Genomic DNA, 12,867 nt, shown 5'->3' with positions numbered 1-12,867 from the left:
GATCTCCTTGTCCGATGAAAACATGGAAAAAACCATGGGCTACCTTATATGTACACAATGCGGGGGCTACTACCAGCTGAAAGATGGTGAGGACCCATCTGATTTTGATTCCTGTGAATGTGGAGGCTCACTGGGATACTACAGCACACTCGAAGATTTCTATGAAGAACCAGAGGAACCTGAACCTGAAATTCCCGGCGAAAGTGACCGGAAAAGAGTCCTCCTTGAAAACCTCTCCAGAAGTATAGACAATGAGGAGAGAACACTGCAGGAGATAAAAGGCGGCAAATGGTCCCTCATGGAATTCGTGGCAGAGAAGAGAATAATCGACGATGTTAAGGAGCAGAAAAAGATTGTGGATGAACTCCTTGATGAGGAGATAATAGACAGCAATCTGGTAACAGGCGGCAGAGGAGAGGCAGAGAGTTTCATATCACAGGTGCGTGAACAGAGGGAGTTCCTTGCTGAACGTGAGGGAAAGACACTTAACAGCAAATTTTTAAGGACCGCCGTCACGGTTCTTCTCATATTTGTGGTTATATGCTTCCTCTACTTCTTCATAGCCATGAAATTCACATAAAAAATTAATTTATGCTTCCTCTACTTCTTCATAGCCATGAAATTCACATAAAAACCAGGTAAAGTAGGGCCAACTGTTCATGTGAGCCGGAGGCCAATGAAAAATAAAGAGATTATTAATTCTTTAAATGGGTTAGCACATCCTCTGCAGTCTCAAGGGTACTGTTTATATGATCCATCTCATGTGCAGTGGATATGAAACAGCACTCAAACTGTGATGGTGGTATGAAGACACCCCCCTCCAGCAGTCCATGGAAGTACTTCATGAAGAGTTCGGTGTCTGATTTTCTGGCATCAGCGTAGTTTCTGACCTCATTCTCAGTGAAGTATATCTGGAACATTGAAGCCGGGCCTGCAACATGGTATTCAAGGTCCATATCAGATAGGAAATCCCTTAAACCTGCCCTGAGATGGGAACCCATCCTCTCAAGACCTGAATACATTTTATCATCAAGTATTTTAAGGGTTTCAAGACCTGCAGTTACCGATACAGGGTTTCCATTGAATGTACCTGCCTGATATACGCTACCAGCCGGCGCAATGTTCTCCATTATCTGTCGTGGGCCTGCCAGGGCCCCCATCGGAAAGCCGCCCCCAACTATCTTTCCCAGTGTCACAAGGTCCGGCTTAACACGGTAGTACTCCTGGGCACCCCCTGCTGCCAGCCTGAAGCCTGTTATGACCTCATCAAAGATTAGGAGAATGTCGTTCTCCCTCGTTACATCTCTGAGGAAATTCAGGTAGCCGTTTTCAGGTTCTATGCACCCGATGTTACCCATCACAGGTTCAACCAGGATGCATGCTATATCATCCCCCATACCATCAATGAGCTCAACCATAGCCTCCTCATCATTGAAGACTGTGGTGAGAGTGTTTTTTACAGTATCCTCAGGTATACCCGGTGAATCGGGTGCGGCGGCGGCGCCTGAACCTGGCTTTACAAGGACGTAATCGTGGGCCCCATGGTAGGATCCCTCAAATTTGACAATCTTTTCTTTCCCTGTGTATGCCCTTGCAAGCCTCACAGCGGCCATGGTGGCCTCTGTGCCTGAGTTCATGAACCTGACCATCTCAGCACAGGGGACCCTATCTATTATTGTCTCTGCAAGTTCTAGTTCCCCCTCAGATGGCACACCATAGGTTGTGCCCCTCTCTATCTGCCTTTCAACCGCCTCAACCACCCGGGGGTGTGCATGTCCCAGTATCAGGGGTCCGTACGCCAGGCAGTAGTCGATGTAGCTCTCACCATCAACACTCTCCAGTATGCACCCTTTACCCCCAGCCGCAAAGAAGGGGTGTGGCTCGAACCTCCTCACAGGTGAGCTAACACCACCCGGCAGAACCCTCTGTGCCCTTTCAAACAGTTCTTTCGACTTCATGATGGAACCTCTAAACATTTCTAAACCTCGATGATGCTAAGAACCCTTCAAACTTATGATAGTCTCCTCAGGAGAACCTCTAAACTTCCCCTCCCCCTGATAGTGCTATAAGAGCATTTGAAGCTGCCACTGCCACCGGTGTGCCTCCCTTGGGGCCCCTGGTTATCATGCTGGGTATATCGGTTTCCCTGAGAGCCTCCTTTGATTCTGCAGCCCCTACAAATCCAACCGGGACTCCTATAACAGCCTCTGCATCCATTATGCCTTCAACTGTAAGTTCAATCACCTTCATGAGGGCTGTTGGGGCATTGCCTATAACCACAACACCCCTGAAGCCCCTCTCTGCAGCGTACTCCATTGAGGCGGCTGCCCTGGTGATGTCTCTTCTTTCTGCAATCTCCCTGACCTCAGGGTCCCTGATGTGGCAGCTGGCAGGTCTGGATATTCCTGCACGGACCATTTCAATGTCGGTGAGTATCTCACCTGAACTCCTGATTGAATCCAGGGCTGCATCCACAAAGTCCTGGCTGAACTCTGTTATTCTGGCATACTCCGGATCAGCGGTTGAATGGACGATGCGCTCAACTATGGCTGCCTCCTCATCCCTGAGAGAGGCTAGCTCATCAGATATCAGTTTCCTGACTATTTCTCTGCTCTTTCTGGCTATCTCATAGCCCTGACCTGTGGATGCACCCATCAATCCCATCACCTACGGTGTGAGTCTCCTCCTGTCCCTCGGGAAGAGTACTGTCTCCCTTATATTATTGACACCAGTGAGGGTCATGTTGAACCGTTCAGCTCCGAGACCCCAGCCTGCATGGGGTGGCATGCCGTACTCAAAGGCTGCAAGGTAGCTCTCAAAGGAGTCGGGGTTTAATCCCTGCCTCCTTATCTTCTCAACCAGGAGGTCATGCTGGTGGACCCTCATTGCACCCGAGGATATCTCAAGGTCCCTGTACATGAGGTCAAATGCATGGCTCCTTTCAGGATCTTCTTCATCTGGCATCACATAGAATGGCTTTATTGCGGTTGGCCATGACGTTATGAAGTAGTAGCCGTCCATGACCTCACCAAGGGCCTTTTCAGCCGCCCTTGGAAGGTCTTCGCCCTGTTTCATTGGGACCCCCCTGGAGTTTACCAGTTCAACTGCCTCATCATATTCAAGCCTCTCAAAGGGGGTTTCAGGCACCTCAAGGGTCCTGCCAAGGGTTTCAAGGGCGTCGGTGCAGTGCTCGTTAACATCCTCAATGACCCTCACAATCAGCCTTTCAAGTATATTCATGACATCCTCATGGTCAACGAAGGAGGCCTCTATGTCAATTGATATGACCTCGTTGAGGTGCCTGAGGGTGTCGTGCTCCTCTGCACGGAATATGGGGGCTATCTCATAGACACGGTCAAGGCCCGTTGACATCATCATCTGCTTGTAGAGCTGTGGGCTCTGGCCCAGGAAGGCCTCCCTTTCAAAGTAGGTTATGGGGAAAAGTTCAGTGCCACCCTCTGTTGCAGATGCAACAAGCTTGGGGGTGTTGATTTCAAGAAAACCATTCTCTTCAAGGAATACCCTGACTGAATGCAGCATTCGACTCTTTATTTTAAATATTGCACTCACTGATGGTTTTCTGAGGTCAAGGAACCTGGCGTCAAGCCTTGTGTCTATCTCGGCCTTCACCTTCTCTGTGGGGTCAAGTGGCAGTGGCTGTTTTGAGGGGTTCAGAACCCTCATGAAGGATGGTATTATTTCAAAGCCGCCTGGGGCCTTATCTGACTCCTGCACATTTCCCCCAAATGCCACAACAGATTCCTTTTTGAGCTTTCTCATGGATTTGAAGAGGTCCTTCTCAATCTTCTTGCTGGGTGCTGTTATCTGTATGAGTCCATCACGGTCCCTTAGGAGCACGAATATTATCCCTCCAAGGTCCCTTATCTCATGGACCCATCCCATGACAGTAACTTCCTCTCCATCCATTTCAGGTTTTATGTCCTTTGAGTAGTGAGTCCTTCTAAGATCTCCAAGTAACAATCAGATCACCTCTTGTAGCTAAGTGAATTATTTCAGATTCAAGTTTAATCAAGTCTCCTCCGGAATGACTCGGCATGGGCATATAGACCCTCGTATTCAGCAAGCCGGAGGACGGTTTCCTGGATGTTCCTGAGACCCTCCCGGTTTATCCTCTGAACCGTTGGTTTCTTGAGGAATGACTCCGTTGATAGCCCCGAATACATCCTGGCGCAGCCAGACGTTGGAAGCACGTGGTTGGTCCCTGAACCATAATCACCTGCCGCCACAGGTGAGAGTTCACCCAGAAATATGGATCCTGCGTTACGGATACCCTTGAGTGTTTTTTCAGGAGAATCCGTCATTATAACAAGGTGCTCCGGGGCGTAGGCGTTGCTGAAGTCCACGGCCCCATCAATATCCTCCGTTAAAACTATCATTCCATATCCTTCAAGGGACTCCTCTATGATATTGGCCCTTTCCATGTATTTAATATTTTCACGTACCAACCCATCCACACTGGCTGCAAGCTCCTCTGAGTCTGTCACAAGGACACTCGCAGCCTGGGGGTCATGCTCTGCCTGTGCCAGTATCTCGAGGGCAATGTAATCTGGATTTGCAGATTCATCTGCAATTATGAGCACCTCCGATGGGCCTGCCGGAAAGTCTATATCCACGTCACCGTATACCAGTTTCTTTGCTGCGGTCACAAATATGTTGCCGGGACCCACTATCTTATCCACCGCCCCAATGGTCTCGGTACCGTAGGCCATTGCAGCCACCGCCTGGGCGCCCCCCACACGGTATATCTCATGTGCACCTGCAATGTCAGCAGCCACAAGAACAGCGTCAGGAACCGAGCCATCGGATGCCGGTGGTGTGCAGCATACTATTCTTTCCACCCCTGCTATCCTTGCCGGTATAACGGTCATGAGTATTGTTGAGGGGTAAACAGCCCTTCCGCCGGGTATGTAGCAGCCCACACTGTCAAGGGGTCGCACTATCTGCCCTGCGCTGACCCCTGGCCGGATCTCAGCCATCCACTCAGAGGGTAGCTGGAGTCTGTGGAACTCCTCGATGTTCCCTGCAGCTTCAGTGAGCGCTTCCTTCACCTGAGGGTCCAGGTTTTCATGGGCCGCATCTATTTCCTCCTGGCTAACAGTGAGGGTCTCAGGTGAGACGCCATCAAATTTCTCTGTGAGTTCCCTGAGGGCACCATCACCGCCGGTCCTCACCATCGAGATGATATCCGCCACCGGTCCCAGGACATCATCAACATCAATCCTCGCTCTTTCAACAAGTTCATCGACTCTTTCATGATCAAATTCTATTATCCTCATGAGGATGATCCTCCATGGAAAAGTTAAGGTGAATGGTTAGTTTTATGGATCCATCACTTTTAAGAATTTGCAGACGATACACCCCACCCCCACATAATTAATAATTTAAAAAGTTTCAGTAATATAAAGCTTTATTTATCAGTTTTAACTTAACTATGGTGAGATGAGGGAAGATATTCAGATATATCCGGCTATCTGCTGTAATTTTTACATTAATTCATATTATATCTTTAATTTTGATAATGGGACTGTCCCTCCACCAAAATTTTTAAATAATAAATTTAATACACACTTATAAGGAGACTGAGGCTGGTAACCATGTATAAGGACGAAATGATACAACTGCACCAATTTCTGGTATATGTTCTGAAGTACCTCGAGAATGGATACGATATAAAGGATGAATGCGAAGAGTACTTCTCCCTCAACATCAGCCCCCACCACATCCACCGCACAAAGGCCGAGCATAAATACGCTATTTTTGTACTCTCAAGCGCCATCTCCGAGATCCTGGCAAAGAAGGAAGGACACAACCTCCCGCCAAATGTTGTAAATGGTCTCTCAGAACTTGCAAAGCGGTCAAGGAAGGAAGTTGTGAAGATGGAAGCCAGACTGGAGTCAAAATAGAAACCCATCCATTCTCCAAAACCTAAGTTTTTCTAATAGATGTGGTGCCAGCCAGGAACAAACCTTAACAATTCTCTTCCATACAAGAAACAACTATTTTAATATTCCTCAACTTATATCATAAACGGTGTTTTTATGAAGGCCACAGAAAGCATGATCTGTCTTGTTGATGGAGAGCACTACCTCCCCGTGACAAGGGCGGCTGTTGAGACCCTTGACTCAATGGAACACATTGACGTCAAGGCACTCATCTTCATAGGGGGAACCGAAAAACTCAGGACATCATCACCTGAGGAGTACACCGAAATGATGGGAAGACCCGTTTACTTCGGTGATGATCCCCACAGGATACCCTATGACCTGATAGCCAGACTCATCAGAAAGTACGGTGCAGACACGGTTATGGACCTCAGTGATGAACCCGTCCTGGACTACTCAAAGAGGTTCAGGATAGCATCTGTTGTCCTTGAGGAGGGTGCGGTCTACAGGGGTCCTGACTTTGAGTTCCAGCCCCTCACAGAATATGATATACTCAAAAAACCATCCCTCAAGATTCTCGGGACAGGTAAGAGGATAGGTAAAACAGCTGTATCTTCCTATGCGGCCCGCCTGATCCATGAACGTGAGTACAACCCCTGTGTTGTGGCGATGGGTCGAGGCGGTCCTGAGGAGCCGGAGATCGTCAGGGGTGACAGGATAGAAATAACCCCCGAGTTCCTTATGGAGCAGTCAGATAGGGGTGTTCATGCAGCCTCTGACCACTGGGAGGACGCCCTCATGAGCCGGATACTCACGGTTGGTTGCAGGCGCTGCGGTGGCGGTATGGTGGGGGATGTGTTCATAACCAACATGAAGAGGGGTGCTGAGACAGCCAACAGCCTGGACGCTGACTTCATAATACTCGAGGGAAGCGGGGCTGCAATACCTCCGGTGAAGTCAAACAGGCACATAGTCCTTGTTGGTGCAAATCAGCCCATCATAAATATAAAGAATTTCTTCGGACCCTTCAGGATAAGGCTGGCAGATCTTGTGATAGTCACTATGTGCGAGGAGCCCATGGCAGATGATGGGAAGGTTAAGGAGATAGTTGAGTTCATAGAATCCGTGAACCCCGGGGCAGAGGTTGTGACCACAGTCTTCAGGCCCAAGCCACTGGGGGATATCAGCGGTAAGAATGTTCTTTTTGCAACCACTGCCCCTGACTCTGTGAAGGATATACTGGTTGAATACCTTGAGTCTGAGTATCGCTGCCGGGTCGTCGGTACAACCCCACACCTTTCAAACAGGCCGCTCCTCCAGCGGGACATTGAGAGGTACATAGATGACGCGGATGTGATGCTGACGGAGCTCAAGGCTGCTGCGGTTGATGTTGCAACAAGGGACGCCCTTGAGGCGGGGCTCGAGGTCATCTACTGCGACAACATACCCATTGTGAGGGACGGTTCGCAGGATGAACTTGATGACGCCATAATCAGGGTTGTGGAAAGCGCCATAGATGACTTCAATCTCAGAAGGACCCCATAGGGAGCAGGTGGTATATTGGATGACTCCGACATCAGGAAACTTCTGAGGTTCACCCTCAGTGAAAAGAGGGTTATAGATGAGCTTCAGATACCCCCCGACGCATTCATACCCCTCCTTTTTTCCATAAGGTATGGTGGTGACTGGAGCCTCAGGAAGAACTCCGGGCGTTTCATGGCGGTGAAGGAGAAGGTCACCCGCTTTGATGAGGATGAAATGACAGGGAGGACCCTTGAGATAGTTTACCTCTTTCTGAACCCCAGGGTGGTGAGGGAGGAGGGCACCGTTTACCGGCTCGAGAAGTGTGGCTCAAAAAATGAGAGGGAACTTGTGAAGAGGCCCTACCGGGTCGTCGTGGATGGTGACTACATCCTCAGGGCGGTGCTTGATCCGCTTGATTTTAAGATTAAACTTAAAAGGCTCAGGAAGCCCCTTAAATTCACAGGTTCGGGGGCCTATGGTGTTTCACATGAGATGGAGCACCTTGAGGGAAGGGAGTCCCGGGGAACCCCATTCTGGGAATTCAAATATGAAATAGAAGATGATTGAAATCTCAGATGGATTACCCTGATTCCACAAACCAGCATATTCATATATGTAAATATAAGAATGTGGTTATGGATGGTGATTAACAGTGAAGAAAGAAACCAGTGGCTGCTGTGAAGATACAGCCGCAGTTAATGAAGAAAAATGTGAATGCATCTGCAGCTGCGGATTTCTGGAGTACCCTGATGAATGCAGGGTGCCGGAGCCGGAAGATCCATCAGAAAAGGCAGATGATGAATTTATAGCCCGACTCGAAGAATATGCACATTCACTAGGCATTACGAACATTGGCTACGCCCGGCTAACACCTGATGTTATCCTTGCAGGTGAACCCCCCTACAGGAATGCCGTGGTCATCACCGTGGACATGGATGACGATGCCGTGCTGACTCCCCCAGGCAGAGAGGCGAGGGAGCTGAATGACAGACTATACGAGAAACTGGCAGATTTAACCTTCAGGCTGGCTGATTACCTCAGGATTAACGGATATGGTGCTGTGGCCATTCACCCCATGAGCGGCCTCATCGATCTCCCCCTCCTCGGACAGAATGCAGGTATCGGTTTTAAGGGCAGGAACGGTCTTCTCATAAGCCCCGGGAAAGGCCCGGCACAGAAGATATCCGCGGTCCTCACAGGAATATCAGACCTTCCCTATGGTTCCAGTGCCCATGAATGGATACCCTTCTACTGCAGGAGATGTGGCAGGTGCATAAAGGCCTGCCCAAGGGACGCCCTGGTGGAGGTTGAGACATGCTGCGGATCCACGGTTCTGCTGCTTGATGATAGATGCACCGGCTGCAGTGACGGATGCGCCCACTGCATAGAGAGCTGCCCATTCTACAGTAAGGACTATGAAAATATAAGGTCGGCATTTACAAGAGCAGCGAAAACTCAGAGGTAGGCCAGGAAAGGTCTGGCTTATTTCAGTGTATCTATTTTTGGATCCAGCGAAAAACAGCACCACAAATGTGCTGCTAATAAAAAAATCTAATTTTAATATTTCCTGATTGTTGTGTTGATGGCCTCATGGAATACTGGATTGTTGAATTTTATTGTAGGCTTCATCAAAAAGAACTATACCCATCAAAAGGTATATAAAATAAGTTAGTCTCTGATTTTGTTGAGTATATCCTCCTCATAGTAGTGGATGAAACAGTGTATTTTTAGGCCGTCATGGGTGTACAGTCTGACTGATGATAGTTTTTCCGGTGTAGGAGCGTATTCTGGGTGCTGGACATAAACTGCCCCGCCTTTCATTGTGAATCTGTAGTCTTTATAGGTTATTTCTTCTTTTCCAGAGGAGGTTAATTCTGTTATTAGTCTGGAGATACTCCTTTTTAGGAGGTTGAATGGGTGGTTGGATGATGGTCTGGTGACAGGGTACTGGTTGAGGATGTATGAGACTGCCTTCTTGGGTTTATTGACTTTCTCGGCGATTTCTTCTGGTGAGTAACCGCATTCGAGGTAGAGTTCAAGGATTTGTTTATCGACCCTGTTAGCCGGGATTAATGGCTTTACTCCCGCTTTTCTCATCCATGTTCTGATGGTGCTTGTATCTAATCTGTATTTTTCTGCGATTCTGTCAAGGTTTACTACATTCTGGGCTTCTTCTACTATTCTCTTTTTTAGTTTTTTATCGTATGCGTTGAGTGTCATGGTCATAAATAATCTTTTATACTAAATGAGGTGCTGGCAATAAAAAAATGCTATATTTTAATAATAATGGCGGACATAACTGATACATGGTGTATAAGATGAAGGCTGATGCAGTGAAGATTGCAGATGGTGTCTACTGGGTTGGTGTCATGGACTGGGACATAAGGAACTACCATGGCTACACCCTTGGAGGCACAACATACAACGTGTACCTCGTCTTTGGAGACGATAAGGTCGCCCTTATTGACAACACATACCCCGGAACATCCCCACAGATGTTTGGAAGGATAAGTGACGCCTTTGAAAGGGAGAAAAGGGATGAAAGAATAGACATCGTAATCCAGAACCACATAGAGAGGGACCACAGCGGTTCAATCATGGAGGTCTGGAAGCGCCACAGGCCAGAAATAATCTGCACAGAAAAGGCCTCTGAAGGACTCAGGGAACACTACCCGCTTCCTGATGAGGCCGTGTTTAAAACCGTGAAAACAGGGGACTCCATTGACCTCGGGGGAAAGACACTCACATTCCTTGAGGCCCCCATGCTCCACTGGCCAGACAGCATGTTCACCCTCCTCATGGAGGATGGTATACTCTTCTCAAACGACGCCTTCGGACAGCACCTCTGCATCAGCAGAAGGTTCGACACCGACGTGCCTGAAACCGTGCTGATGGACGCCGCAATGAAGTTCTATGCCAATCTGTTAACACCACTATCACCCCTTGTGCTAAGGAAGTTCAGTGAGGTGAAGGACCTCGGGCTTCTCGAGAAGATCCGGATGATCGCGCCATCCCACGGACAGATCTGGACAGAGCCCATGAAGATCATAGAGGCATACACAGCATGGGCAACAGGGGAGTGCAGTGACAGGGCCACGATAATCTATGATACCATGCACTACTCCACCAGGATGCTTGCACATGCACTTGCAGAGGGACTCATGGCCGAGGACGTGGATGTTTCAATGCACTTCCTCCACGAGGATGAAAGAAGTGAAATCGTAAAGAACATCCTTGAAAGTAAGGCGTTATTCATTGGAAGCCCCACAATGTTCAACGGACCATTCCCGAGTCTTGGGGACATAATGTACTACCTCAAGGGGCTCACATTCGATAGAACCGGATTCAAGAGGCTGGCAGTTGTATTTGGATCAAAGGGATGGGGTGGAGGTGCAGTGAGGACACTCAAAGACGAAATCAGTGCCGCGGGGTTTGAGGTTGCAGAGACCCTTGAGGTCAACTACGTCCCTGATGAGGATGACCTGGAGCGCTGTTACAGCATCGGAAAATCAATCGGCAAAAGGATAAAGGAGATGTAACTGATGAAGTCCGTTAAATTTCAGGGAAGCCACGACCCTGAGAAAAAAATTGTTGTCAGCCTCTTCTGGACGGTGAGAAAGACGATAAGGGAGGAGGGCTGCGCCCCTGTAAGGATCAAAAGGATCAGAACATCGAAGAACACCTATGAACCCGAGGGCAGGAAGCTCCTCAAGCTCTCAGATGAGGTCATGGATGATATACTCGGTGATATTGAAAAGGGTGAAACGGTTGAATTTGAGATGACAATGGGTGAGGAGTCACTGAGGGTCTGGATTGACTCCGAGGGCTTTGCTGTTGAGGCATCAAAGACTCCTGAACTTGAGGATGAGATTGTTGAAAAGATCCAACATGAGACCTCAAAGCTGACACCTGACTTCTGCCAGACCTTCCTTCCAAGAATCTTCCCCAACCAGTAGCATGAAACTGGAATTCATTTATTCTTTCATTTCACAGCACCCTGAAATGTTAGACTGTAACCTTCCATCTGCACAAATTATTTATAGAACCTTAAACCCATCGATAATTGCATTATTTATTTAAGAGGTGATTTAATGGCACAGGGACAGCAGCCCATATTAATATTACCACAGGACACGAGCCGTTACGTTGGAAAGGAAGCCCAGAGAATCAACATACTTGCAGGTAAGGTTCTCGCAGAGACCGTGAGGACAACTCTCGGTCCCAAGGGCATGGACAAGATGCTGGTTGATTCACTTGGAGACATTGTAATTACCAATGACGGTGTTACAATCCTCAGGGAGATGGACATATCCCACCCTGCCGCAAAGATGCTTGTTGAGGTCGCAAAGACCCAGGAAGACGAGGTGGGTGACGGTACAACAACAGCTGTCATCATAGCAGGGGAACTCCTTAAGGAAGCAGAAAAACTCATTGAAATGGGTGTTCACCCAACAATAATAGCCGTGGGTTACAGGCAGGCAGCCCTCAGGGCCCAGGAGATACTCGAAGACATATCCATCAAGGCAAGTGACAGGGACACACTCATGAAGGTTGCGGTGACCGCAATGACAGGTAAGGGTTCAGAAAGGGCCAAGGAGAAACTGGCTGAACTGGTTGTGGATGCGGTCATGCAGGTGGAAGAGGATGGTGAAATCGACAGGGACAACATCAACATACAGAGGATACAGGGAGCATCAGTTAACGAGTCAAGAATAGTGAATGGTATAGTGATAGACAAGGCAAGGGCAGACACCTCAATGCCAAAGAGGGTTGAAAATGCCAGAATAGCCCTCCTAAAGTACCCGATAGAGGTCAAGGACCTTGAAACCGACGCCAAGATAAGGCTGACAGACCCATCACAGATGCAGGCCTTCATCGAGCAGGAAGAGCAGATGATCAGGGACATGGTTGATAAGATAAAGAGCTCAGGTGCCAACGTTGTCTTCTGCCAGAAGGGCATCGACGACCTTGCACTGCACTACCTCTCACGTGAGGGTATACTTGCACTCAAGAGGGTCAAGAAATCTGACATAAAACGCATCGAGAAGGCCACAGGTGCAAGGCTTGTTACAAACATTGATGACCTCACAGAGGACGACCTTGGAGAGGCAGGGGTTGTATACGAGAAGAAGATCTTCGATGATGTGCTGACATTCGTCGAGAACTGTAAGGACCCAAAGGCCATCTCAATAATTCTCAGGGGAAGCACAAAGCATGTTGCAGAGGAGATGGAACGTGCACTTGAGGACGCAATAGGTGTCGTGGCCTCAACCATTGAGGACGGCGAGGTTGTTGCAGGCGGAGGAGCACCTGAGGTGGAAATAGCAAGGAAACTCAGGGAATACGCTGATAGCATAAGTGGCAGGGAGCAGCTTGCAGTCTCAGCATTTGCAGATGCCCTTGAGATCGTTCCAAAGACACTTGCAGAGAACGCTGGACT

At 48.6% G+C, this 12,867-nt stretch carries 13 protein-coding genes; 8 read left to right on the top strand and 5 right to left on the bottom strand.

Features of this window, described 5'->3' with window-relative positions:
* Positions 1 to 7: 7 nt before the first annotated feature.
* Positions 8 to 580 carry a hypothetical protein gene (locus ACPLJI_RS04735; RefSeq protein ID WP_424741153.1) on the top strand — a complete coding sequence of 191 codons (573 nt, stop codon included), beginning with the start codon at positions 8 to 10 and terminating at the stop codon, positions 578 to 580.
* 115 nt (positions 581 to 695) lie between these two features.
* Here the strand turns inward: ACPLJI_RS04735 and hemL are convergent, their stop codons facing one another.
* From hemL to hisD, 4 genes are all read right to left on the bottom strand, one after another.
* On the bottom strand, positions 696 to 1,958 hold the full coding sequence (gene hemL, locus ACPLJI_RS04730; RefSeq protein WP_424731129.1) for a glutamate-1-semialdehyde 2,1-aminomutase: 1,263 nt from the start codon (positions 1,956 to 1,958) through the stop codon (positions 696 to 698).
* A gap of 79 nt (positions 1,959 to 2,037) precedes the next feature.
* Entirely contained in the window at positions 2,038 to 2,655 is a 618-nt protein-coding gene (locus tag ACPLJI_RS04725; protein ID WP_424731130.1) for a cobalt-precorrin-8 methylmutase, read from the bottom strand.
* A gap of 12 nt (positions 2,656 to 2,667) precedes the next feature.
* Positions 2,668 to 3,981, bottom strand: coding sequence for an aspartate--tRNA(Asn) ligase (aspS, locus tag ACPLJI_RS04720; RefSeq protein ID WP_424731128.1), 1,314 nt, complete (start codon positions 3,979 to 3,981; stop codon positions 2,668 to 2,670).
* Positions 3,982 to 4,025: 44 nt separating this feature from the next.
* The gene (gene hisD, locus ACPLJI_RS04715) at positions 4,026 to 5,297 is read right to left on the bottom strand and encodes a histidinol dehydrogenase (protein ID WP_424731127.1); all 1,272 of its coding nucleotides are present in this window, start codon (positions 5,295 to 5,297) and stop codon (positions 4,026 to 4,028) included.
* Positions 5,298 to 5,615: 318 nt separating this feature from the next.
* Between hisD and ACPLJI_RS04710 the strand changes: the two genes are divergently transcribed.
* From ACPLJI_RS04710 to ACPLJI_RS04695, 4 genes are all read left to right on the top strand, one after another.
* Positions 5,616 to 5,924, top strand: coding sequence for a UPF0058 family protein (locus ACPLJI_RS04710; RefSeq protein WP_424731126.1), 309 nt, complete (start codon positions 5,616 to 5,618; stop codon positions 5,922 to 5,924).
* Between the two features lie 135 nt (positions 5,925 to 6,059).
* A complete protein-coding gene (locus tag ACPLJI_RS04705; protein WP_424731125.1) occupies positions 6,060 to 7,448 on the top strand; it encodes a 2,3-diphosphoglycerate synthetase in 1,389 nt (462 codons plus the stop codon).
* Positions 7,449 to 7,463: 15 nt separating this feature from the next.
* Positions 7,464 to 7,994, top strand: coding sequence for a RimK/LysX family protein (locus tag ACPLJI_RS04700; RefSeq protein ID WP_424731124.1), 531 nt, complete (start codon positions 7,464 to 7,466; stop codon positions 7,992 to 7,994).
* 85 nt (positions 7,995 to 8,079) lie between these two features.
* Positions 8,080 to 8,892 (top strand): 4Fe-4S binding protein, encoded by an 813-nt coding sequence (locus tag ACPLJI_RS04695; protein ID WP_424731123.1) that lies wholly within the window; start codon positions 8,080 to 8,082, stop codon positions 8,890 to 8,892.
* A 203-nt stretch (positions 8,893 to 9,095) separates the two neighbouring features.
* On the opposite strand, the gene ACPLJI_RS04690 is transcribed toward ACPLJI_RS04695, so the two are convergent.
* A complete protein-coding gene (locus ACPLJI_RS04690) occupies positions 9,096 to 9,653 on the bottom strand; it encodes a hypothetical protein (RefSeq protein ID WP_424741152.1) in 558 nt (185 codons plus the stop codon).
* 92 nt (positions 9,654 to 9,745) lie between these two features.
* Here ACPLJI_RS04690 and ACPLJI_RS04685 point away from each other — a divergent pair, with 92 nt between their 5' ends.
* The 3 genes from ACPLJI_RS04685 to thsA all read left to right on the top strand — a co-directional run.
* Positions 9,746 to 10,966 carry an FprA family A-type flavoprotein gene (locus tag ACPLJI_RS04685; protein WP_424731121.1) on the top strand — a complete coding sequence of 407 codons (1,221 nt, stop codon included), beginning with the start codon at positions 9,746 to 9,748 and terminating at the stop codon, positions 10,964 to 10,966.
* A 3-nt stretch (positions 10,967 to 10,969) separates the two neighbouring features.
* Positions 10,970 to 11,383: a hypothetical protein gene (locus ACPLJI_RS04680; RefSeq protein WP_424731120.1), complete on the top strand. Its 414-nt coding sequence runs from the start codon at positions 10,970 to 10,972 to the stop codon at positions 11,381 to 11,383.
* Positions 11,384 to 11,518: 135 nt separating this feature from the next.
* On the top strand, positions 11,519 to 12,867 hold a 1,349-nt coding region (gene thsA / locus ACPLJI_RS04675; protein WP_424741151.1), incomplete at its 3' end, for a thermosome subunit alpha.

The sequence above is a fragment of the Methanothermobacter sp. genome, assembly GCF_049720995.1.
Taxonomy (GTDB): domain Archaea; phylum Methanobacteriota; class Methanobacteria; order Methanobacteriales; family Methanothermobacteraceae; genus Methanothermobacter.
The sequence above is the reverse complement of the archived record's forward strand: the minus strand, read 5'-3'. Positions and strand labels throughout refer to the sequence as shown.

Excerpts from the sequence above, each read along its gene's own strand:
- hemL (WP_424731129.1), bottom strand. The coding sequence starts at position 1,958 with ATGAAGTCGAAAGAACTGTTTGAAAGGGCACAGAGGGTTCTGCCGGGT.
- ACPLJI_RS04725 (WP_424731130.1), bottom strand. The coding sequence starts at position 2,655 with ATGGGTGCATCCACAGGTCAGGGCTATGAGATAGCCAGAAAGAGCAGA.
- hisD (WP_424731127.1), bottom strand. The coding sequence starts at position 5,297 with ATGAGGATAATAGAATTTGATCATGAAAGAGTCGATGAACTTGTTGAA.
- ACPLJI_RS04710 (WP_424731126.1), top strand. The coding sequence starts at position 5,616 with ATGTATAAGGACGAAATGATACAACTGCACCAATTTCTGGTATATGTT.
- ACPLJI_RS04705 (WP_424731125.1), top strand. The coding sequence starts at position 6,060 with ATGAAGGCCACAGAAAGCATGATCTGTCTTGTTGATGGAGAGCACTAC.
- ACPLJI_RS04690 (WP_424741152.1), bottom strand. The coding sequence starts at position 9,653 with ATGACCATGACACTCAACGCATACGATAAAAAACTAAAAAAGAGAATA.
- ACPLJI_RS04685 (WP_424731121.1), top strand. The coding sequence starts at position 9,746 with ATGAAGGCTGATGCAGTGAAGATTGCAGATGGTGTCTACTGGGTTGGT.
- ACPLJI_RS04680 (WP_424731120.1), top strand. The coding sequence starts at position 10,970 with ATGAAGTCCGTTAAATTTCAGGGAAGCCACGACCCTGAGAAAAAAATT.